Here is a 24,154-nt window from a genome sequence, read left to right on the forward strand (position 1 = left end):
AGCTCAGGCCGGTCCCCGGGCGTTCCGCATCCGCGCGAACGACGTGTCCAGCCCCCGCTTCAGCACCCCCGCCACCGGCCGCTCCACGAACCGGTGCACCAGCCAGCTCAGCACCAGGAATCCGGCGAGCACCACACAGACCAGCACCCGGGCGTCCATCGTGTCCCGCAAACGGTTGATCAGCGTCGTACCGGCCGCGTAGTGCGTCAGGTACAGCGGATACGTCAACGCACCCGCCGTGACCAGCCACTTCCCTCGCACGCGGTCCGTCGCGCCGAGCGCGATGGCGACCATGGCCAGCAGGAACACGGTGAAGATCAGCACGCTCCCCCGCCAGCCGGAGACGTGCTCCACCTCGTCGATCCGCAGGCCCAGCTCCCGCTGTCCCATCAGCCACGCCATCGCGAGGATGCCCCACAACAACAGGTCCTGACCGAAGCGGTGCATGAGGTAGAGGGCGAGGCCGGCGATGAAGTACCAGGCACCGTCGGGGTTGGCCAGCAGCTCCAGCAGGGGCAGACCGGACACCGGCGCGAGCATCGCGGCGGCACCCCAGACACAGCAGAAGACGACGACCTTCCGGTAGGTCAGCCCGGTGGCGACGACGAGGAGGAAGAGCAGGTAGAAGCGCAGCTCCGACCAGAGGGTCCAGTAGACGCCGTCGACGTTCATGACCCCCGAACCGGACTGCAGCATCGTGAGGTTGAGGAGTACGTCCCGCGCGCGCAGGCGGTCCCAGACGCCGGGCAGTGCCACCAGTACGGCCGTGGTGAAGGCGACGGCGAACCAGTACGCGGGGTAGAGCCGCATCACCCGCGACACGAAGAACTGCCGCGGGGAGCGCCCCCAGCACGACATGCAGATCACGAAGCCGCTGATCACGAAGAAGATCTCGACGCCGATCCAGCCGTAGGAGGCGAAGCGGAACACCGTGGGCATGATGTCGGACACCGGCCGGTCCCAGATCGCGTTGCCCGGCTGGTCGACGCGGTGGGTGCCGGCGTAGTGGTGGACGGCGACCATGAGGGCGGCCAGCAGCCGGATGCCGTCGATGGCGTACAGCCTGCGGCCCGCCCTCTCGCGTACGGCAGTCCGGCGGCCCGCTCCGACGGGCCGCGGCGAGCGCCCCGTGGGCACGGCGAGCGGGGGCAACGGCTGTTGCAGCGTGCCGCCCAGGCCCGCCGCCCGCGTCGGGATCGTCGTTCTGCCGTCCGCACCACGCATCGGCACCAGTCAGTCCGTCCTCATGGGAAAACTCGAAGAACTCCGGCCGCCGCACACGCTACGACCGCCACAACCACCCCACAGAGAACAGACGAGAACATTCCGTGCCACCGGCGCCGCGGAGTTGCCCGAAACCTCGCCGACGCGCCCCACAGCGTTCGGCAACACTTCACCTGCCCCCTCGAGCCGTTGGCGCCCACGGCACTCCGGACAGCGAAGAGGCCCGCACGACCGAAGTCGTACGGGCCCCTTCAGGTGCTCGCGGCTGGAGCTACCAGGTCAGATCAACGGACTTACTTGTTGATCTTGGTGACCTGGCCGGCGCCCACGGTCCGGCCACCCTCACGGATGGCGAACTTCAGGCCCTCTTCCATGGCGACGGGCTGGATGAGCTCCACCTTCATCTCGGTGTTGTCACCCGGCATGACCATCTCGGTGCCCTCGGGGAGGGTCACGACGCCGGTCACGTCCGTCGTACGGAAGTAGAACTGCGGGCGGTAGTTGTTGAAGAACGGCGTGTGACGGCCGCCCTCGTCCTTGGACAGGATGTACGCCTGCGCCTCGAACTCGGTGTGCGGGGTGACCGAACCCGGCTTGATGATGACCTGGCCGCGCTCGACGTCCTCGCGCTTGATGCCGCGAAGCAGCAGACCGACGTTCTCACCGGCCTGGCCCTCGTCGAGCAGCTTGCGGAACATCTCGATGCCGGTGACCGTGGTGGTGGTCTTGTCCTGCTTGATGCCGATGATGTCAACGGTCTCGTTGACCTTCAGGACACCACGCTCGATACGGCCGGTGACGACCGTACCGCGACCGGTGATCGTGAAGACGTCCTCGACGGGCATGAGGAACGGCTTGTCGACGTCACGCTCGGGGGTCGGGATCGCCTCGTCGACGGCGGCCATCAGGTCCAGGACCGACTGGCCCCACTCCTTGTCGCCCTCGAGCGCCTTGAGCGCCGAGACCTTGACGACCGGCAGGTCGTCGCCCGGGAACTCGTACTCGGAGAGGAGCTCACGGACCTCGAGCTCGACGAGCTCCAGGATCTCCTCGTCGTCCACCATGTCGGCCTTGTTCAGGGCGACGACGATGTACGGAACGCCGACCTGGCGGGCCAGGAGCACGTGCTCCTTGGTCTGCGGCATCGGGCCGTCCGTGGCGGCGACAACGAGGATGGCGCCGTCCATCTGCGCCGCACCCGTGATCATGTTCTTGATGTAGTCCGCGTGACCGGGGCAGTCGACGTGGGCGTAGTGACGCGTCTCCGTCTGGTACTCGACGTGCGCGATCGAGATCGTGATACCGCGCTGGCGCTCCTCAGGAGCCTTGTCGATCTGGTCGAAGGCCGAGGCCTCGTTCAGGTCCGGGTACGCGTCGTGCAGCACCTTGGTAATGGCGGCCGTGAGGGTCGTCTTACCGTGGTCGATGTGACCGATGGTGCCGATGTTGACGTGCGGCTTAGTCCGCTCGAACTTCGCCTTCGCCACTGGGGTCCTCCTGGGAGTGGTTCTGGTACGCCTTACTTCATCGGCGCCAGGTGATCTTTGCTGGATGGCCCGGATCCCCGGGGCATTCCCTCCGCCGTTTGCGGCGGAATGCCCCGCGAGGCTCCGGAGTCAAGCCTACGGCGTGTGAACGCGGTGCGTTACTCGCCCTTGGCCTTCGCGATGATCTCCTCGGCGACGTTCCGCGGAACCTCGGCGTAGGAGTCGAACTGCATCGAGTAGCTTGCGCGACCCGAGGTCTTGCTGCGGAGGTCTCCGACGTAGCCGAACATCTCCGAGAGGGGCACGAGGCCCTTCACGACGCGGGCACCGGCCCGCTCCTCCATGGCCTGGATCTGACCACGGCGGGAGTTGATGTCGCCGATGACCTCACCCATGTAGTCCTCGGGCGTGGTGACCTCGACGGCCATCATGGGCTCGAGCAGCACGGGGCTGGCCTTGCGGGCGGCCTCCTTGAAGGCCTGCGAACCGGCGATCTTGAACGCGAGCTCGGAGGAGTCGACCTCGTGGTAGCCACCGTCGATCAGCGTGACGCGCACGCCGGTCATCTCGTAGCCGGCCAGGATGCCGAACTGCATGGCCTCCTGCGCACCGGCGTCCACCGACGGGATGTACTCCCGCGGGATACGGCCACCGGTGACCTTGTTCACGAACTCGTACGCCGGACCGTCGGCCTCGGTGATGGGCTCGATCGCGATCTGCACCTTGGCGAACTGACCGGTACCACCGGTCTGCTTCTTGTGGGTGTAGTCCACGCGCTCGACGGCCTTACGGATCGTCTCACGGTAGGCGACCTGCGGCTTACCGACGTTGGCCTCGACCCTGAACTCGCGCTTCATACGGTCGACCAGCACCTCGAGGTGCAGCTCGCCCATACCGCCGAGGATGGTCTGGCCCGTCTCCTCGTCCGAGTGAACGTGGAAGGAGGGGTCCTCCTCCGCGAGACGCTGGATGGCCACACCCAGCTTCTCCTGGTCACCCTTGGACTTGGGCTCGATGGCGACCTGGATGACCGGAGCCGGGAAGTCCATGGACTCCAGGATCACCGGGTTCTTGTCATCGCAGAGCGTCTCACCGGTCGTGGTCTGCTTCAGACCCATGACGGCGACGATGTCGCCGGCGCCCACCGCTTCGATCTCCTCACGCTTGTTCGCGTGCATGCGGTAGATCTTGCCGATGCGCTCCTTCTTGCCCTTGACGGAGTTCAGCACGGCAGTGCCGGTCTCCAGGCGGCCCGAGTACACCCGGACGAAGGTGAGCTTGCCCAGGTGCGGGTCGCTCATGATCTTGAACGCGAGGGCGGACAGCGGCTCGTCCACGGACGGCTTGCGCTTGACGACCAGCTCGGGGTCCTTCACGTCGTGGCCCTCGATGGCCTCGACGTCGAGCGGGGTCGGCAGGTAGCGCACGACCGCGTCGAGCAGGGGCTGGACGCCCTTGTTCTTGAACGCGGTACCGCAGAACACCGGGGTGACCGTGACGCCGTCGGACTTGCCGGACGCGATGGTGATACGACGGATCGCGGCGTACAGCTGCTCCTCGGTGGGCTCCTGGCCCTCCAGGAACAGCTCCATGATCTCGTCGTCGTTCTCCGCGACGGTCTCGACCAGCCGGCCGCGGTACTCCTCGGCAGCCTCGGCGTGCGTGGCGGGGATGTCGACGACGTCGTACATCTCGCCCTTCGCCGCCTCGGCGGACCACACGAGCGCCTTCATGCGGACCAGGTCCACAACGCCCTTGAAGTCCATCTCGGCACCGATGGGCAGCTGCATGATGATCGGCACGGCACCGAGCCGGTCCTTGATCATGTCCACACAGCGGTGGAACTCCGCGCCGGTGCGGTCCAGCTTGTTCACGAAGCAGATGCGCGGCACGCCGTAACGGTCGGCCTGACGCCACACCGTCTCGGACTGCGGCTCGACACCGGCGACACCGTCGAACACCGTGACGGCACCGTCGAGGACGCGCAGCGAGCGCTCCACCTCGACCGTGAAGTCGACGTGGCCCGGGGTGTCGATGATGTTGATCGTGTAGTCGTTGTCCTCAAGCGGCCAGTGACAGGTGGTGGCAGCAGAGGTGATCGTGATGCCACGCTCCTGCTCCTGCTCCATCCAGTCCATGGTGGCGGCGCCGTCGTGGACCTCACCGATCTTGTAGCTGACGCCGGTGTAGAAGAGGATCCGCTCGGTGGTGGTCGTCTTGCCCGCGTCGATGTGGGCCATGATCCCGATGTTGCGGACCTTGGCCAGGTCAAGTGAAGTGGTAGCCATAAGGCTTTCGTCTTCTCTCGGTCTCGATGTGGGTAGCGACTACCAGCGGTAGTGCGCGAAGGCCTTGTTGGACTCGGCCATCTTGTGGGTGTCCTCGCGCTTCTTCACAGCGGCACCAAGGCCGTTGGAGGCGTCGAGAAGCTCGTTGAGCAGACGCTCGGTCATGGTCTTCTCGCGACGGGCGCGGGAGTAACCGACCAGCCAGCGCAGCGCGAGCGTGTTGGCGCGACCGGGCTTGACCTCGATCGGGACCTGGTACGTCGCACCGCCGACTCGGCGGGACTTGACCTCGAGGGTCGGCTTGATGTTCTCCAGCGCGCGCTTCAGCGTGATGACCGGGTCATTGCTGGTCTTCTCGCGCAGGCCCTCCATGGCGCCGTACACGATGCGCTCGGCGGTGGAGCGCTTGCCGTTCAGCAGCACCTTGTTGATGAGGGAGGTCACCAGAGGAGAACCGTAGACCGGGTCGATGATGACCGGGCGCTTCGGGGCGGGGCCCTTACGAGGCATTTCTACTTCTCCTTCTTGGCGCCGTAGCGGCTGCGGGCCTGCTTGCGGTTCTTGACACCCTGGGTGTCGAGCGAACCGCGGATGATCTTGTAGCGAACACCGGGCAGGTCCTTCACACGACCGCCACGCACGAGCACGATGGAGTGCTCCTGCAGGTTGTGTCCCTCACCCGGAATGTAAGCGGTGACCTCGATCCCGCTGGTCAGACGCACACGCGCGACCTTACGCAGGGCCGAGTTCGGCTTCTTCGGGGTGGTCGTGAACACACGCGTGCAGACGCCGCGACGCTGAGGGGAACCCTCGAGTGCGGGCGTCTTGTTCTTCTCGACCTTGTCCTGCCGGCCCTTCCGGACCAGCTGCTGGATCGTAGGCACTACTTCTCCGGTTTCTGTGTGCCGAATGGTGAAGCTAACCTGGAACATCTCCGACCCACGCGGTCGGGTGTGTCGAATACTGCAGACCCCCGCCGCAAGGCAGAAAGAGCGCAGATTACGGTGGCCAGTGACGGCTCCCTATGTGCGGTTGAAGGCACGCACGGGAGCCAGGGCACACCCCAGGCACAAGGTCTGAGCGTACCTAGCTCATTCGCTGCGGTCAAAACAACTGGGACCCACCCGCATACCCAAGCGGCGCATCTCATACTCACGCACCGTCCGTGATCTTCGAATCGACGATCCGGACCATCCCCGACGGCCGTTCCCGATCTTCGAGCCGCGGCCTCACGCAAGCCGCGCACGCCGCCCCGCGGACACTCAGCCGGTCGCCAGGGCCACCACGAACAACAGTGCCAGTACGGCGGCCCAGACTGCGGTGGACAGCCACCCCAGCGCCAGTCCGGTCAGCGCGAGCCCGTCCCCGCCCTCCCCCGTGCGCTGGATCTCCGCACGCGCCGCATGCCCCAGGACCACCGCCGGGATACCGGTGAGCCCGAACGTGGGCAGACAGAGCACACCGCAGAGCGCCGAGCCGACCGCCTTCCCGTTCGTCCGCGGCCGCGCCACGGGCACGAACGTCCCCGGCACGGCCGGCACACCCGCCGGCTGCGGCACGGGCCCCTGAGGCAGGTCCGCGACCACCAACGCCAGCTCCCCGACCGTACGAGCCGCGTAGGCCCGCGCCACCCGCCGGTCGAACTCGGACTTCTCCAGCCGGCCCTCGCCATAGCCCGCTCTGAGCACGTCCACGGCACGCTCCCGATCGGCGTGCGAGGCGAGCATGGACGGGGCGCTGTGGCCCTGCCAGGGCTGTGGAAGGCCCTGTCCAGGCTGCCAGGGCTGCCACGACGGATTCGACACCGAGCACCTCCCCGATCCCCGAGGTCCCTCCATGATGCGCCGAACCGCCACGTCCGCACAGACCGCGTCACCGGACACGCCGAAGGGCGGCCACCCCGGAAGGTGACCGCCCCTCGACTCAACCTGCGCGCCTACTACTGGTTGTACGGACCGTAGTCGTAGTCCTCCAGCGGAACGGCCTGGCCGGAGCCCGTGCCGAACGGCGAGTAGTCGATGTCGTCGTAGCCGACGGCCGAGTACATCGCGGCCTTGGCCTCCTCGGTCGGCTCGACCCGGATGTTGCGGTAGCGGGACAGGCCCGTACCGGCCGGGATGAGCTTACCGATGATGACGTTCTCCTTGAGGCCGATCAGGGAGTCGGACTTGGCGTTGATCGCCGCGTCCGTCAGAACCCTGGTCGTCTCCTGGAAGGACGCCGCCGACAGCCACGACTCGGTCGCCAGCGAGGCCTTGGTGATACCCATCAGCTGCGGACGACCGGAGGCCGGGTGACCGCCCTCCTGGACCACACGACGGTTCTCGGTCTCGAACTTCGACCGCTCGACCAGCTCGCCGGGCAGCAGCTCGGCGTCGCCGGACTCGATGATCGTCACGCGGCGGAGCATCTGCCGGATGATGATCTCGATGTGCTTGTCGTGGATCGACACACCCTGCGAGTTGTAGACCTTCTGGACCTCGCCGACCAGGTGGACCTGGACGGCACGCTGACCCAGGATGCGCAGCACGTCGTGCGGGTTGGTGGCACCCACGGTGAGCTTCTGGCCCACCTCGACGTGCTCGCCCTCGCTGACCAGGAGTCGGGCACGCTTCGAGATCGGGAACGCCGTCTCGTCGCTGCCGTCGTCCGGGGTGACGACGATCTTCTTGGTCTTCTCGGTCTCCTCGATCCGCACGCGGCCCTGGGCCTCGGAGATCGGGGCGACACCCTTGGGCGTACGAGCCTCGAAGAGCTCGACGACACGGGGCAGACCCTGGGTGATGTCGTCACCGGCCACACCACCGGTGTGGAAGGTACGCATCGTCAGCTGGGTACCGGGCTCACCGATGGACTGGGCGGCGATGATGCCGACCGCCTCACCGATGTCGACCAGCTTGCCGGTGGCCAGCGAACGGCCGTAGCACATCGCGCAGGTACCGACGTGGGACTCGCAGGTCAGGATCGAACGCGTCTTGACCTCCTCGACCCCGTGGTGCACGAGCTGGTCGATCAGGACATCGCCGAGGTCGACGTTGGCCGGCGCGATCACCTTGCCGTCGATGACGACGTCCTCGGCGAGCATGCGGGCGTAGACGCTGGTCTCGACGTCCTCCGTCTTGCGCAGCACACCGTCGGCGCCGCGCGTGGCGATCTTCAGCTTCAGACCGCGCTCGGTGCCGCAGTCCTCCTCGCGGATGATGACGTCCTGCGAGACGTCCACCAGACGACGGGTCAGGTAACCCGAGTCGGCGGTACGCAGGGCGGTGTCCGCCAGACCCTTACGGGCACCGTGCGTGGAGATGAAGTACTCCAGCACGGACAGGCCCTCACGGAAGGACGCCTTGATCGGACGCGGGATGGTCTCGTTCTTCGCGTTCGACACCAGACCACGCATACCGGCGATCTGCCGCATCTGCATCATGTTTCCTCGGGCACCCGAGTCAACCATCATGAAGATGGGGTTCGTCTTGGGGAAGTTCTCGTTCATCGCCTCGGCGACCTCGTTGGTCGCCTTGGTCCAGATCGCGATGAGCTCCTGCGTGCGCTCTTCCTTGGTGATCAGACCGCGCTCGTACTGCTTCTGGACCTTCTCGTCCAGCGCCTCGAAGCCCTTGACGATCTCCTTCTTCGCCTCGGGAACGACGATGTCGGAGATGGCCACGGTGACGCCGGAGCGGGTCGCCCAGAAGAAGCCGGCCGCCTTCAGGTTGTCGAGCGTCGCCGCCACGATGACCTTGGGGTAGCGCTCGGCGAGGTCGTTGACGATCTCGGAGAGCTGCTTCTTGCCCACCGAGTAGTCGACGAACGGGTAGTCCTCGGGCAGCAGCTCGTTGAAGAGCGCGCGGCCCAGGGTGGTGCGCAGGCGGAACGTGTCCCCCTGCTGCCACTCGGGCTCGCCCTCCTCGCGCGCCGGCGGCATCCAGCCGCGCGGCGGGATGGTGCCCACCGGGAAGCGGATGTCGATCGGCGACTGCAGCGCGAGCTCGCCGGCGTCGAACGCCATGATCGCCTCGGCCGTGGAGCCGAAGGACCGGCCCTCGCCCTTGGTGTCACGCAGTTCGCCGTCGGTGGTGAGGAAGAACAGACCGAGGACCATGTCCTGGGTCGGCATCGTCACCGGACGGCCGTCGGCGGGCTTGAGGATGTTGTTCGAGGACAGCATCAGGATGCGGGCCTCGGCCTGCGCCTCCGCGGACAGCGGAAGGTGCACGGCCATCTGGTCACCGTCGAAGTCCGCGTTGAACGCGGTGCAGACGAGCGGGTGGATCTGGATGGCCTTGCCCTCGACCAGCTGCGGCTCGAAGGCCTGGATGCCGAGGCGGTGCAGGGTGGGCGCACGGTTCAGCAGAACCGGGTGCTCGGCGATGACCTCTTCGAGGACGTCGTACACGACCGTGCGGCCGCGCTCGACCATGCGCTTGGCGCTCTTGATGTTCTGCGCGTGGTTCAGGTCCACCAGGCGCTTCATCACGAACGGCTTGAAGAGCTCCAGCGCCATCGCCTTCGGCAGACCGCACTGGTGCAGCTTCAGCTGCGGACCGACGACGATCACGGAACGCGCGGAGTAGTCCACACGCTTGCCGAGGAGGTTCTGACGGAAGCGGCCCTGCTTGCCCTTGAGCATGTCGCTCAGGGACTTCAGCGGACGGTTACCGGGACCGGTGACCGGGCGACCACGACGACCGTTGTCGAAGAGGGCGTCCACGGCCTCCTGGAGCATGCGCTTCTCGTTGTTCACGATGATCTCGGGCGCACCGAGGTCGAGAAGCCGCTTCAGGCGGTTGTTCCGGTTGATCACACGGCGGTACAGGTCGTTCAGGTCGGAGGTCGCGAAGCGGCCACCGTCCAGCTGCACCATCGGGCGAAGGTCCGGCGGGATGACCGGGACGCAGTCGAGGACCATGCCCTTGGGGCTGTTGGAGGTCTGCAGGAAGGCAGACACGACCTTCAGCCGCTTCAGCGCACGGGTCTTCTTCTGGCCCTTGCCGGTACGGATGATCTCGCGAAGCCGCTCGGCCTCTTCGTCCAGGTCGAAGGACTCCAGGCGCTTCTGCAGCGCCGCGGCACCCATCGAACCGTCGAAGTACGTGCCGAAGCGGTCACGGAGCTCGCGGTAGAGCAGTTCGTCGCCCTCGAGGTCCTGGACCTTGAGGTTCTTGAACCGGGTCCACACCTCGTCGAGACGGTCGATCTCGCGCTGCGAACGGTCGCGCAGCTGCTTCATCTCCCGCTCGGCACCTTCGCGCACCTTGCGGCGCACGTCGGCCTTGGCACCCTCGGCCTCGAGCTCGGCCAGGTCGGTCTCGAGCTTCTTGGCGCGGGCCTCCAGGTCGGAGTCCCGGCGGTTCTCGACCTGCTGCCGCTCGACGGAGACGTGCGCCTCCAGGGAGGGCAGGTCGCGGGTGCGGCGCTCCTCGTCGACGTACGTGATCATGTACGCCGCGAAGTAGATGACCTTCTCGAGGTCCTTCGGGGCGAGGTCGAGCAGGTAGCCCAGCCGCGACGGAACGCCCTTGAAGTACCAGATGTGCGTGACGGGAGCGGCGAGCTCGATGTGGCCCATCCGCTCACGACGCACCTTGGCGCGCGTGACCTCTACGCCACAGCGCTCACAGATGATGCCCTTGAAGCGGACGCGCTTGTACTTGCCGCAGTAGCACTCCCAGTCCCGGGTAGGACCGAAGATCTTCTCGCAGAAGAGTCCGTCCTTTTCGGGCTTGAGTGTGCGGTAGTTGATCGTCTCGGGCTTCTTGACCTCGCCGTGGCTCCACTGACGGATGTCGTCAGCGGTGGCCAGACCGATCCGGAGCTCGTCGAAGAAGTTGACGTCGAGCACTATGCGTCAATCCCTCTCAGGGTTGTAAGTCATGGGGTCTGATACGGGGGTCCTGGGGCCGGAGGCCTTCATGGCGAAGGCCTCCGAACTCCCGTCAGACCTCTTCGACGCTGCTCGGCTCACGCCGGGACAGGTCGATGCCAAGCTCCTCCGCAGCGCGGAAGACGTCCTCGTCGGTGTCGCGCATCTCGATGGACATGCCGTCCGAGGACAGCACCTCCACGTTGAGGCACAGGGACTGCATCTCCTTGATGAGCACCTTGAAGGACTCGGGGATGCCGGGCTCGGGAATGTTCTCGCCCTTGACGATGGCCTCGTAGACCTTCACGCGGCCGGTGACGTCGTCGGACTTGATGGTCAGCAGCTCCTGGAGGGCGTACGCGGCGCCATAAGCCTCCAGCGCCCACACCTCCATCTCACCGAAGCGCTGGCCACCGAACTGGGCCTTACCACCCAGCGGCTGCTGGGTGATCATCGAGTACGGACCGGTCGACCGGGCGTGCAGCTTGTCGTCGACCAGGTGGTGGAGCTTGAGGATGTACATGTAACCGACCGAGATCGGCTCCGGGAACGGCTCGCCGGAGCGGCCGTCGAACATCCTCGCCTTACCGGTCGGCTGCACCATGCGCTCGCCGTCGCGGTTCGGGATGGTGTGCTGCAGCAGACCCGCGAGCTCGTCCTCACGCGCACCGTCGAAGACGGGGGTGGCGACGTTCGTGCCCGGGTCGACCTGGTCGGCGCCGATGACCTGCAGGCGCTTCGCCCAGTCCTCACCGAGGCCGGAGACGTCCCAGCCGCGGCTGGCGAGCCAGCCGAGGTGGATCTCCAGGACCTGTCCCGGGTTCATTCGGGACGGCACACCCAGCGGGTTCAGGATGATGTCGACCGGGGTCCCGTCCTCGAGGAACGGCATGTCCTCGATGGGAAGGATCTTGGAGATGACGCCCTTGTTGCCGTGACGGCCGGCGAGCTTGTCACCGTCCGTGATCTTGCGCTTCTGCGCCACGTAGACACGAACCAGCTGGTTCACGCCCGGCGGCAGCTCGTCGCCTTCCTCACGGTCGAAGACGCGGACGCCGATGACCTTGCCGATCTCGCCGTGCGGCACCTTCAGCGAGGTGTCGCGCACCTCGCGCGCCTTCTCACCGAAGATCGCACGGAGCAGGCGCTCCTCCGGGGTCAGCTCGGTCTCACCCTTGGGCGTGACCTTGCCGACCAGGATGTCGCCGGCGACGACCTCGGCACCGATACGGATGATGCCGCGCTCGTCGAGGTCGGCGAGGACCTCCTCGGAGACGTTCGGGATGTCCCGGGTGATCTCCTCCGGGCCGAGCTTGGTGTCACGGGCGTCGACCTCGTGCTCCTCGATGTGGATCGAGGAGAGGACGTCGTCCTGCACGAGGCGCTGCGACAGGATGATCGCGTCCTCGTAGTTGTGACCCTCCCACGGCATGAACGCCACGAGCAGGTTCTTGCCCAGCGCCATCTCGCCGTTCTCGGTGGCCGGACCGTCGGCCAGGACCTGGCCGTCGATGATCCGGTCGCCCTCGTTGACGATGACCTTCTGGTTGACCGAGGTGCCCTGGTTGGAACGGGCGAACTTGGCCAGGCGGTACGTGATGTACGTGCCGTCGTCGTTGGCGGTGGTGATGTAGTCCGCGGAGACCTCCTGGACCACACCCGCCTTCTCGGCCTTGACCACGTCGCCGGCGTCGACCGCGGAGCGGTACTCCATGCCGGTGCCGACGAGCGGGGACTCGGACTTGATGAGCGGCACGGCCTGACGCATCATGTTCGCGCCCATGAGGGCACGGTTGGCGTCGTCGTGCTCGAGGAACGGGATCATGGCGGTCGCGACCGACACCATCTGGCGCGGCGAGACGTCCATGTAGTCCACGTCGTCACCGGGGACGTAGTCGACCTCGCCGCCACGACGGCGGACCAGGACGCGGTTCTCGGTGAAACGCATGTCGTCATTGAGCGTGGCGTTGGCCTGCGCGATGACGAATCGGTCCTCTTCGTCGGCCGTGAGGTAGTCGACCTCGTCGGTGACGACACCGTCGGTGACCCGGCGGTACGGCGTCTCGACGAAACCGAACGCGTTGACGCGGCCGTAGGAGGCGAGCGAGCCGATCAGACCGATGTTCGGGCCTTCAGGCGTCTCGATCGGGCACATGCGGCCGTAGTGGGACGGGTGCACGTCACGGACCTCGAAGCCGGCCCGCTCACGGGAGAGACCACCCGGGCCGAGCGCCGACAGACGGCGCTTGTGGGTGAGACCCGACAGCGGGTTGTTCTGGTCCATGAACTGCGACAGCTGGCTGGTGCCGAAGAACTCCTTGATGGAGGCGACGACCGGCCGGATGTTGATCAGGGTCTGCGGCGTGATCGCCTCGACGTCCTGGGTCGTCATGCGCTCGCGGACGACTCGCTCCATACGCGCCAGACCCGTACGGACCTGGTTCTGGATGAGCTCGCCGACGCTGCGCAGACGACGGTTGCCGAAGTGGTCGATGTCGTCGGTCTCGACGACGATCGTCGTGCCGTTGTCAGTGGCCGTCTCGGTCTCGCCTGCGTGCAGCTTCACCAGGTACTTGATCGTCGAGATGACGTCCTCGACGGTCAGGACACCCGCGTTCAGCGGAGCGTCCCCACCCAGCTTCTTGTTGACCTTGTAGCGGCCGACCTTGGCCAGGTCGTAGCGCTTGGGGTTGAAGTAGAGGTTCTCGAGCAGGGTCTGCGCGGCCTCACGCGTCGGGGGCTCGCCCGGACGCAGCTTGCGGTAGATGTCGAGCAGCGCGTCGTCCTGGCCCTGGGTGTGGTCCTTCTCCAGGGTGGCGCGCATGGACTCGTACTCGCCGAACTCCTCGAGGATCTGCTCGGTGGTCCAGCCGAGAGCCTTGAGCAGGACGGTGACGGACTGCTTGCGCTTGCGGTCGATGCGCACACCGACCATGTCGCGCTTGTCGATCTCCATCTCCAGCCAGGCACCCCGGGACGGGATGATCTTGGCGGAGAAGATGTCCTTGTCGGACGTCTTGTCGATGGAGGAGTCGAAGTAGACGCCGGGCGAGCGGACCAGCTGCGACACCACGACACGCTCGGTGCCGTTGATGACGAAGGTGCCCTTGCCGGTCATGAGCGGGAAGTCGCCCATGAAGACCGTCTGGGACTTGATCTCGCCGGTCTCGTTGTTGGTGAACTCGGCGGTGACGAAGAGCGGGGCCGCGTACGTGAAGTCGCGGTCCTTGCACTCGTCGATGCTGTTCTTGGGAGGCTCGAAACGGTGGTCGCGGAACGTCAGCGACATCGACCCGGAGAAGTCCTCGATCGGAGAGATCTCCTCGAAGATCTCCTCCAGACCGGACTTGGTGGGGACGTCCTGACCGGACTCCAGAGCCGCCTCGACACGAGCCTTCCACGCGTCGTTGCCGAGCAGCCAGTCGAAGCTCTCGGTTTGCAGCGCAAGAAGGTTCGGAACCTCGAGGGGCTCCTTGATCTTTGCAAAGGAGATGCGCAGCGGGGCGGTGCTGGCGCCGTTGTTCGTATTCGCGGTCGAGGCAGTGCGCGAGGCGGCCAAGAGGGGGTCCTTCCGAGGGCTCGGACTCACTACGCGCGTACCGGTCCCTCTCCCGGACACAGAGACAGACATTTCCCGCACCGGCTCAGAGAGCCAGGTCAGATTCTGTCTGTTCGTCGGTGCTCGAGTGAGGGTATGCCCCTGGTGACGGGCAGGAGGCAGCTAACAGGCAGCGCAAAGGGTCAGTGTAGCCACTTGGCACACTGATGTCCAGCTCGGGTTTTTGAGACCCTCGTTGTTCTCAACACCTTCGGCAAGCCCACGTCCTCAACGCACGTTGATACTGCCCTCTTCGTCGCCGATCCATGCCTCGGATTCGGATCCTTGTGACGACGCGTCCTGAGAATTGCGCGCTGCGTGCGGTTCGTCAAGGCCCTCCTTGCCCGAACCGGATGCTGCGCTCGTCACGTGCAGCCTGCACCGGGGGCGCCCGGAGACACGACGAAGATCACCATACTCCGCACGAACGTCGGTGCAAGGCAGTCGCGCCCGGCTCCCCGGAACGCCGAAGAGCGACCACCCGGATGGATGATCGCTCTTCGGTGCGTCAGCGTTACAGCCCTCTCAGAGGGACCGTGTCAGCTAGCAGGAGAGTCCCGTGGACTCTGGGGTCACTTGACCTCGACGGAGGCGCCGGCGGCCTTGAGGGACTCGGCAGCCTTCTCGGCGGCCTCCTTGGCGACCTTCTCGAGGACGGGCTTCGGGGCGCCGTCCACGAGGTCCTTGGCCTCCTTGAGGCCCAGGGAGGTCAGCTCGCGCACGACCTTGATGACCTGGATCTTCTTCTCGCCGGCGCCGGTGAGGACGACGTCGAACTCGTCCTGCTCCTCGGCAGCCTCGACCGGGGCGCCGGGGGCAGCGGGGCCGGCAACGGCGACCGCGGCGGCGGCGGTGACGTCGAACTTCTCCTCGAACGCCTTCACGAACTCGGAGAGCTCGATGAGGGTCATCTCTTCGAACTGCGCGAGCAGGTCTTCCTGGCTGAGCTTCGCCATGAGGGGCGATCCTTCCACTTTTCGGCTGGTGCCGGGATGTACATGTATGGCGGGCGTACGTTCGGCCCGCTACAACCGCTGCTTCAGGCGGGCTGCCTCAGGCGGCGGTCATTTCGCGAGCCGAATTACTCGGCACCGCCCTGCTCGTCCTGCTTGGCGCGAAGAGCGTCCACGGTGCGGACGAGCTTCGACGGGAGCGCCTGGAAGACCTGAGCAGCCTGAGTCTGCTTGCCCTTGAAGGCACCCGCCAGCTTGGAGAGCAGAACCTCGCGGGACTCGAGGTCCGCAAGCTTCTTGATCTCGTCGGCGGACAGCACCTTGCCGTCAAGGACACCGCCCTTGATGACGAGGTTCGGGTTGTCCTTGGCGAAGTCACGAAGACCCTTCGCCGACTCCACCGGGTCACCGGTGACGAAGGCGACCGCCGTCGGACCGTTGAACAGGTCGTCGAGCGTCGAGATGCCGGCCTCGTTGGCCGCAATCTTGGTCAGCGTGTTCTTCACCACGGCGTACTGGGCGTTCTCACCGAGCGAACGACGCAGCGTCTTGAGCTGCGCCACGGTGAGACCCCGGTACTCGGTCAGCACGGCAGCATTCGAGCTGCGGAACTGCTCCGCGAGCTCGGCCACCGCGGCAGCCTTGTCGGGCCTTGCCATAGAGCGTCGGCCTCCTTCCGGGTGATGAGGACCGCTCAGAAGGGGCTGGGACAAACGAAACGCCCCGGCGCAGGCGCACGGGGCGTAGCTCCACCGGACATTCGCAGCGTGAGCAGCGAGCTCCGGGAGTACATCCACATTCACCTGCGCGGGTCGTCCGCAGTTCAGCGGATCCTTCGGTCACCGCGCCCTCTTACGAGCACACGGCAACGACCAGCGGTCTTTGGCTTCTCCAGGAGAGTACGCGACCGGATCGCCGTCGAGCAAATCCGCTCGTACGGGGCTCAGCTCTCGACGGGGTCCGGGCTCAAGGGGCCGGGCTGTCGCCGCCCTGCTCCCCCAGCAGTTCCTTGAAGTCCTTGGTGTCGGCGGCCGGAGGCCTGCGTACGGAGACCCGCGTGCCGTAGTCGCTGTAGTACGCGGTCTGGGTCAGCTCGCCGGTGGCCATCCGGCCCTTCTCGACCTTCTTGACCAGCAGGTCGTGGTCGCCGACCCAGATGTCGACGGTCTGCGTGGTGAGGCCGGCCTGTTCGAGCTGCTTTCTCAGCTCGGCGTCGGCGACGTCACTCACCCGGACCGTGCCGGAGTAGTGCGTGGCGGCCTGTCCGCTCACCGTCTCCACGCCGACTCTGCGCACGTCCGCGGAGTCCAGGAGCAGCTTCACCGACTGGTTCGGCGTGGTGTTGCGTATCTGGTCCGCGAAGTTCGCGCCCCCGCCGCCGAGAGTCTCGAGGTCCTCGTACACGTACTTGAGCCAGTGCTTGCCGCCGGCCTTCGCGGCGAACGCGTCGCCCATCCGCGCGTAGTAGGCGTCGGACAGATAGCGGGCCTCCATCGACGTGATGCCGAGCCCGCGCATCGTCTCGGCCGTCGTACCGCCGGTGTACGTGATGGTCAGGGTGCCGGTGAGCGTGCTGCCCCAGTCGAGGGCACCGTCGGACTCGATGGACAGCTGGCTGCCCATGACCGTCGTGGAGCGCACCCTGGCCGACTCGGCCCGGTCGGTGGACCGCTCGGCGGCCCGCAGGGCCGGGAGGAGCTCGGAGGCCGCCCGGCGGTCCTTCTCGGGCTCCGCGGAGGGCTCGGAGGACGTACACGCGGTCACCGCGGTCAGCACGGTCGCCGACGCGACCGCGAGGGCGACGCGGCGCCCCTTCGTGCACTTCATACGTCCCCCTGTGCCATTGCCGTGTCCGCACGCTAACCCAGGACACGACCCCCGGACACAGGAACGGGCCCCGCACCATTCAGGTGCGGGGCCCGTCGCCGACAGGGCGAGTCGTCAGACTCAGACCGACGCCGGGTCCTCCTCGACGAGGAGGTTGCGGGTGCGGTTCGGGTCGAGCGGAATGCCGGGACCGATCGTGGTGCTCAGCGCGGCCTTCTTGATGTAGCGGCCCTTGGCGGCGGACGGCTTCAGACGAAGGATCTCGTCCAGGGCCGCGCCGTAGTTCTCCACCAGCTTGGTGTCGTCGAACGACACCTTGCCGATGATGAAGTGCAGGTTCGAGTGCTTGTCGACGCGGAACTCGATCTTGCCGCCCTTGATCTCGGTGACGGCCTTGACCACGTCCGGCGTGACGGTGCCGGTCTTGGGGTTCGGCATGAGACCACGGGGACCGAGCACGCGGCCAAGGCGGCCGACCTTGCCCATGAGGTCCGGGGTGGCGACGACGGCGTCGAAGTCCAGACGGCCCTTCGACACCTCGTCGATGAGCTCGTCGGCGCCGACGATGTCGGCGCCCGCGGCACGAGCGGCCTCGGCACGGTCACCGGTCGCGAAGACCAGGACCCGGGCGGTCTTACCGGTGCCGTGCGGGAGGTTCACGGTGCCACGGACCATCTGGTCGGCCTTGCGCGGGTCGACACCCAGGCGGAAGGCGACCTCGACGGTGCCGTCGAACTTGCTGGTGGAGGTCTCCTTGGCGAGACGGACGGCCTCGAGCGGGGCGTAGAACTTGTCCCGGTCGATCTTGGCGTCCGCAGCGCGGAGAGACTTGCTGCGCTTGCTCACTACTGCTCCTGAGGGTTCTTGAGGAGTCGTGGTGCGGGCCGAGCAGGCCCTGCCACTACTGCTGGGAGGTTGGGGCTCAGCCCTCGACCGTGACGCCCATGGAACGCGCGGTACCGGCGATGATCTTCGCGGCGGCGTCCAGGTCGTTGGCGTTGAGGTCGGGGAGCTTGGTCGTGGCGATCTCGCGGACCTGCGCCTGGGTGATCTTGGCGACCTTGGTCTTGTGCGGCTCGCCGGAGCCCTTCTCGATGCCCGCGGCCTTGAGGATCATCTTGGCGGCCGGCGGCGTCTTGGTGATGAAGGTGAAGGAACGGTCCTCGTAGACCGTGATCTCCACCGGGATCACCCAGCCACGCTGCGACTCGGTCGCGGCGTTGTACGCCTTGCAGAACTCCATGATGTTGACGCCGTGCTGACCCAGCGCGGGGCCGACCGGCGGAGCCGGGTTGGCGGCACCGGCCTGGATCTGGAGCTTGATGAGCCCCGTGACCTTCTTCTTCTTGGGAGGCATTGCTCTCCGGGTCCTTTCGATTCGGGTCTACCCCCACCCGGGTCGCGTCCCAGATGAAGGCATACCGCACAACGATAACGGGTATAGATGTGCGGCCAAAAACCGAGCAGGTCAGAGGGGCTTTTGACAGCCCTTCTGACCTGCTCGGACGCGGTGGGTCCAGATGGGAACCAGTGGAGGACTAGTTAGTTCTTCTGGATCTGGTCGAACGACAGCTCGACCGGCGTCTCGCGGCCGAAGATCTCGACGAGACCCTTGACCTTCTTCGAGTCGGGGTTGATCTCGTTGATGGTCGCCTGCAGCGTGGCGAACGGGCCGTCGGTGACGGTGACCGAGTCGCCGACCTCGAAGTCCAGCACCTGGACCTCGACCTTGCGCTGCGGAGCGGGCTTGCCCTCGGCCTCGGCGGCCTCGCGGGCGGCCTTCTCCTCGGCCTCCGGGGCGAGCATCTTGACGATCTCGTCCAGGGTCAGCGGGTACGGGTCGTAGGCGTTGCCCACGAAGCCGGTGACGCCGGGGGTGTTGCGGACGACACCCCAGGACTCGTTCGTCAGGTCCATGCGCACCAGGACGTAACCGGGGAGCTTGTTCTGACGGACGGTCTTGCGCTCGCCGTTCTTGATCTGCGCGACCTCTTCCTGCGGCACCTCGGCCTGGAAGATGAAGTCCTCGACGTTCAGCGAGACGGCACGCTGCTCGAGGTTGGTCTTCACGCGGTTCTCGTAACCGGCGTACGTGTGGATGACGTACCACTCGCCGGGGAGGGTGCGCAGTTCCTCGCGCAGGGCGGCGACGGGGTCGACCGGCTCGGCCGGCTCCTCCTCGACGTCCTCTTCCTCTTCCGCGACGGCCTCGTCCTCGGCGTCCTCGGCGGACTCGTCCTCGACTGACTCAGCAGCCTCGGCGGTCTCGTCCTCAGCGGAATCGTCCTCGACGGTCTCGTCGTCGACGTGTACGGCGGCTTCCTCGGCGGGCTCACCCAGTTCGGCTTCCGCAGCCTCGAGCTCGTCTGCCTCGTCCGCGCCCTCGACGATGTCGAGTTCGTCATCCACGGACTGGTCCGGCTCGACGGCCTCGTTCAGGTTCGGGTCAGACACGGTGGCTGCTTCTTCCTGGATACATGGGGGTGGAACACGCGAAAGGGGCGCCGGTGACGGCGCCCTTCGCTCTTGGCTCAGCCAAAGACGTACTTGGCGGCGTTGTCGAGCCCATAGTCGATCAGGGTGACCAAGCCGATCATAATAACGACGAAGACGATCACAACGGTCGTGTACGTCGTCAGCTGGTTGCGCGTAGGCCATACGACCTTGCGAAGCTCAGCGACAATCTGGCGGTAGAAGAGAGCGAGGCGCTTCAGCGGGCCCTTCTTGGCACGCTTTCCGCCCTTACGAGTCTTCTTCTGGGACTCCGGCGCCTCGTCCTGGGCATCAGGCATGTCGATGGAGCCCACGGCGTCCGTCACTCGTCCTCACCTGATTCCGGGTCGTGGCCGTGCCGCGCCCGGTCTGAGCCGCACGGCGGTGCATTGCTGTACGTACATGCGCACACATCCTGGCGAAGGAGTGTGTAGCAGGGCCGGAGGGACTTGAACCCCCAACCGCTGGTTTTGGAGACCAGTGCTCTACCAATTGAGCTACGACCCTTTGCGTGTTCCCCAACAACGTACCGCATCCGACCGAGTGCTCGGTGTGCACCGGTTGAGCGCAGGCTGCTGAGGGCCAACGAGGTGAGAGTGTACGTGTTCCGTGCGTCCTCGTCGAACAGAAAGCGCCCGTTAGAGCCCTGCCGCGGGAAGAACGGCGGAAGATCGACTGAAGATCGCCCTGGCCGTGGCGGGGATCAGGATGGGTGTCCAGGGGTTTGCCCGCACATGTTCAGTCTGTGAAACCCGCGTGCCGGGGTCGTTTCCGGTCTGGAACGATGGGCCCCATGAGCCCTGCAACCCCTCCCACCGAGCGCCGGGTCTCCGCCCGAGTCGGCGCGATCTCCGAGTCCGCCACTCTCGCCGTGGACGCCAAGGCCAAGGCCCTGAAGGCGGCCGGCCGGCCGGTGATCGGCTTCGGCGCCGGTGAGCCCGACTTCCCGACCCCGGACTACATCGTCGAGGCGGCCGTCGAGGCCTGCAAGAACCCCAAGTACCACCGCTACACGCCGGCCGGTGGTCTTCCCGAGCTGAAGGCCGCGATCGCCGCGAAGACGCTGCGCGACTCGGACTACGAGGTCGACCCGGCGCAGATCCTCGTCACCAATGGCGGAAAGCAGGCCATCTACGAAGCCTTCGCCGCGATCCTCGACCCGGGCGACGAGGTCATCGTCCCGGCGCCGTACTGGACGACGTACCCGGAGTCGATCCGGCTGGCCGGCGGTGTCCCCGTCGACGTCGTCGCGGACGAGACGACCGGCTACCGCGTCAGCGTGGAGCAGCTGGAGGCGGCTCGCACGGACAGGACGAAGGTCGTCCTCTTCGTGTCCCCCTCCAACCCGACCGGCGCGGTCTACAGCGCCGAGGACGCCGAGGCGATCGGCCGCTGGGCCGTCGAGCACGGCCTGTGGGTGATGACGGACGAGATCTACGAGCACCTGGTCTACGGCGACGCGAAGTTCACGTCGCTGCCCGCGATCCTGCCGGAGCTGCGGGACAAGTGCATCGTCGTCAACGGCGTCGCCAAGACCTACGCCATGACGGGCTGGCGGGTCGGCTGGATCATCGGCCCGAAGGACGTCGTGAAGGCCGCGACGAACCTCCAGTCGCATGCCACCTCCAACGTGTCGAACGTGGCCCAGGTCGCGGCGCTGGCCGCGGTGTCGGGTGGACTGGACGCCGTCGCGACGATGCGGGAGGCCTTCGACCGCCGTCGCAAGACGATCGTGCGGATGCTCAACGAGATCGACGGCGTCGTCTGCCCCGAGCCCGAGGGTGCCTTCTACGCGTACCCCTCGGTGAAGGGCCTGCTCGGCAAGGAGATCCGCGGCAAGCGTCCGCAGGACACGGTCGCGCTGGCGGCGCTGATCCTGGAGGAGGCCGAGGTCGCGGTCGTCCCGGGCGAGGCCTTCGGCACGCCGGGCTATCTGCGGCTGTCGTACGCCCTCGGGGACGAGGACCTCGTCGAGGGTGTCTCGCGGATCCAGAAGCTCCTGGCCGAGGCCCGGGACTGAGTTTCCGTCACAGGGCGGTCACCTACGGAGATCCGTGGGTGACCGCCCTGTGTTTGTTTGTGCGAGCAAGACCACTAAAGGGGAAAGCGCTACCGGGACGGCAGGGACGTACGGCAGGATCCTGGAATGGAGCGTGTACGTGATGTCTCTGAGCTGCCCAAAGCCCATCTGCACCTGCACTTCACCGGTTCTATGCGGCCCGGCACCGTGCTGGAGCTGGCCGACAAGTACGGCGTGCGCCTGCCCGAGGTGCTCAGCGAGGCCCTGACCAGCGGGGAACCGCCGCAGTTGCGGGCGACGGACGAACGGGGCTGGTTCCGCTTCCAGCGCCTGTACGACGCGGCGCGCTCGTGCCTCAGAGAGCCCGAGGACATCCGGCGCCTGGTGCGGGAGGCCGCGGAGGAGGACCTGAAGGACGGCTCCGGCTGGCTGGAGATCCAGGTCGACCCGACGTCGTACGCCCCGCGCCTGGGCGGTCTGATCCCGGCGCTGGAAGTCATCCTGGACGCGGTGGAGACGACATCGCGCGAGACGGGCCTCGGCATGCGGGTCCTGGTCGCCGCGAACCGTATGAAGCACCCGCTGGACGCGCGGACGCTGGCCCGCCTGGCGGTGCGGTACGCGGACCGTGGTGTCGTCGGCTTCGGACTGTCCAACGACGAGCGCCGGGGGCTGGCGAGGGACTTCGACCGCGCCTTCGCCATCGCGCGCGAGGGCGGCCTGCTGTCGGCGCCGCACGGCGGCGAGCTGACGGGGCCGTACTCGGTACGGGACTGCCTCGACGACCTGCACGCGAACCGGCTCGGACACGGGGTCCGGGCGGCGGAGGATCCGCGCCTGCTGAAGCGGCTCGCGGAGCGCGGTGTGACGTGTGAGGTGTGTCCGGCGTCGAACGTGGCGCTGGGTGTGTACGAGAAGCCCGAGGACGTGCCGCTGCGGACGTTGTTCGAGGCGGGTGTGCCGATGGCGCTGGGCGCCGACGATCCGCTTCTGTTCGGTTCCCGTCTGGCCGCCCAGTACGAGATCGCCCGCCGGCACCATGCCTTCACGGACCTGGAGCTGGCGGAGCTGGCCCGACAGTCGATCCGTGGCTCGGCCGCCCCCGACGACACGAAAGCGAAACTGCTGGCGGGGGTGGACGACTGGCTCGCGGCTTGAGGACCGCCGGGGTCGGGGTCGGCTCGGGTCGGGGTCGGCTTTACAGGCTGACGCCGACTGTCACCGGCTCGTTGACCAGCGTCACCCCGAAGGCGTCACGGACGCCGGTGACCACCTCGCGGGCCAGCGCGAGGAGGTCCTCGGTGGTCGCCGCGCCGCGGTTGGTGAGGGCGAGGGTGTGCTTGGTGGAGATGCGGGCGGGTCCGGTGCCGTAGCCCTTGGTGAAGCCCGCCTTGTCGATCAGCCAGGCCGCGGAGGTCTTGGTGCGGCCCTCCCCCGCCGGGTACGAGGGCGGCGCCACGCCCTCGCCCAGCCGCTCACGCACGCGCGCGTGGAAGGCCGCGAACTCCTCCTCGGTGAGGATCGGGTTGGTGAAGAAGGAGCCGGCCGACCAGGTGTCGTGATCTTCCGGGTCCAGGACCATGCCCTTGCCGGAGCGCAGCTTCAGTACCGTCTCGCGGGCGTCGGCGAGCGGCACGCGGTCGCCGGGTTCCACACCGAGGGCGCGGGCGGTCTCGGCGTACTTGAGAGGAGCGGACAGTCCGTCCGCGTCCTCCAGCTCGAAACGGACGCGCAGGACGACGTAGCGCTCCGGAGTGGCCTTGAAGCGGCTGTGCCGGTACGAGAAGGCGCAGTCGGCGTTCGGGATCGTGACCGTCTCCCGCGTGATCCGGTCGTAGGCGGTCACCTCGGTGATCGTCGAGGAGACCTCCTGGCCGTACGCCCCCACGTTCTGGATGGGGGTCGCGCCCGCCGAGCCGGGGATGCCGGCCAGGCACTCGATGCCGGCGAGTCCGGCGTCCACGGTGCGGGCGACGGCGTCGGTCCACACCTCGCCGGCGGCCAGCTCCAGGCTGGTGCCGTCGAGGGCGAAGCCCTTGGTGGCGATGACGAGTGCGGTGCCCGCGAAGCCGTTGTCGCCGATGACCAGGTTCGATCCGCCGCCGATGAGCAGCAGGGGCGTGCCGCTGTCGTCGGCCTCTCGGACGGCCGCGATCACCTCGGCGTCGGTCCTCGCGGTGACCAGGCGGGTCGCGGGGCCGCCGAGCCGGAAGGTGGTCAGCGGGGCGAGGGGGGCATCGTGGAGTTCCTGCACGCGCCCAAGACTACGAGACGGGGCTGACCGCTTCGGTTGCGGCGCAGATGCCTGCGTGGGGGTCGGGGCCGTGTCGGGGGGTGTCCGTCCTCGGAACGGCGCGGAATCGGTTGCTCATCGAGGTGCCGGCGTTGACGCGCCAACCGCTGC

18 protein-coding genes and 1 tRNA gene are annotated in these 24,154 nt (G+C 66.9%); 2 read left to right on the plus strand and 17 right to left on the minus strand.

Features of this window, described 5'->3' with window-relative positions; translation table 11 throughout:
* Positions 1–3: 3 nt before the first annotated feature.
* The 16 genes from ACZ5XS_RS41585 to ACZ5XS_RS41660 all read right to left on the minus strand — a co-directional run bounded on the left by ACZ5XS_RS41585 (position 4) and on the right by ACZ5XS_RS41660 (position 20,237).
* On the minus strand, positions 4–1,224 hold the full coding sequence (locus tag ACZ5XS_RS41585) for an acyltransferase family protein (protein WP_468660457.1): 1,221 nt from the start codon (positions 1,222–1,224) through the stop codon (positions 4–6).
* A 293-nt stretch (positions 1,225–1,517) separates the two neighbouring features.
* A complete protein-coding gene (gene tuf / locus ACZ5XS_RS41590; RefSeq protein WP_217237702.1) occupies positions 1,518–2,711 on the minus strand; it encodes an elongation factor Tu in 1,194 nt (397 codons plus the stop codon).
* A gap of 158 nt (positions 2,712–2,869) precedes the next feature.
* A complete protein-coding gene (gene fusA / locus ACZ5XS_RS41595; RefSeq protein WP_217237703.1) occupies positions 2,870–4,999 on the minus strand; it encodes an elongation factor G in 2,130 nt (709 codons plus the stop codon).
* A 39-nt stretch (positions 5,000–5,038) separates the two neighbouring features.
* The gene (gene rpsG, locus ACZ5XS_RS41600) at positions 5,039–5,509 is read right to left on the minus strand and encodes a 30S ribosomal protein S7 (RefSeq protein WP_005481264.1); all 471 of its coding nucleotides are present in this window, start codon (positions 5,507–5,509) and stop codon (positions 5,039–5,041) included.
* A gap of 2 nt (positions 5,510–5,511) precedes the next feature.
* Positions 5,512–5,883 carry a 30S ribosomal protein S12 gene (rpsL, locus tag ACZ5XS_RS41605; protein ID WP_003948652.1) on the minus strand — a complete coding sequence of 124 codons (372 nt, stop codon included), beginning with the start codon at positions 5,881–5,883 and terminating at the stop codon, positions 5,512–5,514.
* Positions 5,884–6,261: 378 nt separating this feature from the next.
* Positions 6,262–6,804 carry a DUF1707 and DUF4190 domain-containing protein gene (locus ACZ5XS_RS41610; protein WP_308406648.1) on the minus strand — a complete coding sequence of 181 codons (543 nt, stop codon included), beginning with the start codon at positions 6,802–6,804 and terminating at the stop codon, positions 6,262–6,264.
* A gap of 134 nt (positions 6,805–6,938) precedes the next feature.
* Positions 6,939–10,838 carry a DNA-directed RNA polymerase subunit beta' gene (locus ACZ5XS_RS41615; RefSeq protein WP_468660442.1) on the minus strand — a complete coding sequence of 1,300 codons (3,900 nt, stop codon included), beginning with the start codon at positions 10,836–10,838 and terminating at the stop codon, positions 6,939–6,941.
* 94 nt (positions 10,839–10,932) lie between these two features.
* On the minus strand, positions 10,933–14,418 hold the full coding sequence (gene rpoB / locus ACZ5XS_RS41620) for a DNA-directed RNA polymerase subunit beta (RefSeq protein WP_217237705.1): 3,486 nt from the start codon (positions 14,416–14,418) through the stop codon (positions 10,933–10,935).
* Positions 14,419–15,029: 611 nt separating this feature from the next.
* A complete protein-coding gene (gene rplL, locus ACZ5XS_RS41625; protein ID WP_468660444.1) occupies positions 15,030–15,413 on the minus strand; it encodes a 50S ribosomal protein L7/L12 in 384 nt (127 codons plus the stop codon).
* 125 nt (positions 15,414–15,538) lie between these two features.
* Positions 15,539–16,069, minus strand: a complete 531-nt coding sequence (rplJ, locus tag ACZ5XS_RS41630; protein ID WP_217237707.1) for a 50S ribosomal protein L10 — start codon at positions 16,067–16,069, stop codon at positions 15,539–15,541.
* Positions 16,070–16,376: 307 nt separating this feature from the next.
* On the minus strand, positions 16,377–17,237 hold the full coding sequence (locus tag ACZ5XS_RS41635) for an SCO4651 family lipoprotein (protein ID WP_468660446.1): 861 nt from the start codon (positions 17,235–17,237) through the stop codon (positions 16,377–16,379).
* 120 nt (positions 17,238–17,357) lie between these two features.
* Positions 17,358–18,083, minus strand: coding sequence for a 50S ribosomal protein L1 (gene rplA, locus ACZ5XS_RS41640; RefSeq protein ID WP_217237709.1), 726 nt, complete (start codon positions 18,081–18,083; stop codon positions 17,358–17,360).
* A 76-nt stretch (positions 18,084–18,159) separates the two neighbouring features.
* Entirely contained in the window at positions 18,160–18,594 is a 435-nt protein-coding gene (rplK, locus tag ACZ5XS_RS41645; protein ID WP_020135826.1) for a 50S ribosomal protein L11, read from the minus strand.
* Positions 18,595–18,779: 185 nt separating this feature from the next.
* Positions 18,780–19,691: a transcription termination/antitermination protein NusG gene (gene nusG, locus ACZ5XS_RS41650; RefSeq protein WP_468660449.1), complete on the minus strand. Its 912-nt coding sequence runs from the start codon at positions 19,689–19,691 to the stop codon at positions 18,780–18,782.
* Between the two features lie 77 nt (positions 19,692–19,768).
* Positions 19,769–20,056 carry a preprotein translocase subunit SecE gene (gene secE / locus ACZ5XS_RS41655; protein WP_217237711.1) on the minus strand — a complete coding sequence of 96 codons (288 nt, stop codon included), beginning with the start codon at positions 20,054–20,056 and terminating at the stop codon, positions 19,769–19,771.
* Between the two features lie 108 nt (positions 20,057–20,164).
* Positions 20,165–20,237 (minus strand) — tRNA-Trp (locus ACZ5XS_RS41660).
* Positions 20,238–20,523: 286 nt separating this feature from the next.
* On the opposite strand from ACZ5XS_RS41660, the gene ACZ5XS_RS41665 reads away from it, so the two are divergent.
* Together ACZ5XS_RS41665 and ACZ5XS_RS41670 are read left to right on the plus strand one after the other, a co-directional pair.
* Positions 20,524–21,750: a pyridoxal phosphate-dependent aminotransferase gene (locus ACZ5XS_RS41665; protein ID WP_468660451.1), complete on the plus strand. Its 1,227-nt coding sequence runs from the start codon at positions 20,524–20,526 to the stop codon at positions 21,748–21,750.
* 126 nt (positions 21,751–21,876) lie between these two features.
* Positions 21,877–22,908 (plus strand): adenosine deaminase, encoded by a 1,032-nt coding sequence (locus ACZ5XS_RS41670; protein ID WP_468660453.1) that lies wholly within the window; start codon positions 21,877–21,879, stop codon positions 22,906–22,908.
* 40 nt (positions 22,909–22,948) lie between these two features.
* On the opposite strand, the gene ACZ5XS_RS41675 is transcribed toward ACZ5XS_RS41670, so the two are convergent.
* The gene (locus tag ACZ5XS_RS41675; RefSeq protein WP_468660455.1) at positions 22,949–24,004 is read right to left on the minus strand and encodes a UDP-N-acetylmuramate dehydrogenase; all 1,056 of its coding nucleotides are present in this window, start codon (positions 24,002–24,004) and stop codon (positions 22,949–22,951) included.
* Positions 24,005–24,154 lie beyond the last annotated feature (150 nt).

Source organism: Streptomyces sp. NPDC033131 (assembly GCF_055578365.1).

Bases quoted from the DNA above. Each gene is read 5' to 3' on its own strand.
- ACZ5XS_RS41585 (WP_468660457.1), bottom strand. From the start codon at position 1,224: ATGCGTGGTGCGGACGGCAGAACGACGATCCCGACGCGGGCGGCGGGC.
- fusA (WP_217237703.1), bottom strand. From the start codon at position 4,999: ATGGCTACCACTTCACTTGACCTGGCCAAGGTCCGCAACATCGGGATC.
- rpsG (WP_005481264.1), bottom strand. From the start codon at position 5,509: ATGCCTCGTAAGGGCCCCGCCCCGAAGCGCCCGGTCATCATCGACCCG.
- rplL (WP_468660444.1), bottom strand. From the start codon at position 15,413: ATGGCGAAGCTCAGCCAGGAAGACCTGCTCGCGCAGTTCGAAGAGATG.
- rplJ (WP_217237707.1), bottom strand. From the start codon at position 16,069: ATGGCAAGGCCCGACAAGGCTGCCGCGGTGGCCGAGCTCGCGGAGCAG.
- ACZ5XS_RS41635 (WP_468660446.1), bottom strand. From the start codon at position 17,237: ATGAAGTGCACGAAGGGGCGCCGCGTCGCCCTCGCGGTCGCGTCGGCG.
- rplK (WP_020135826.1), bottom strand. From the start codon at position 18,594: ATGCCTCCCAAGAAGAAGAAGGTCACGGGGCTCATCAAGCTCCAGATC.
- ACZ5XS_RS41665 (WP_468660451.1), top strand. From the start codon at position 20,524: ATGAGCCCTGCAACCCCTCCCACCGAGCGCCGGGTCTCCGCCCGAGTC.
- ACZ5XS_RS41670 (WP_468660453.1), top strand. From the start codon at position 21,877: ATGGAGCGTGTACGTGATGTCTCTGAGCTGCCCAAAGCCCATCTGCAC.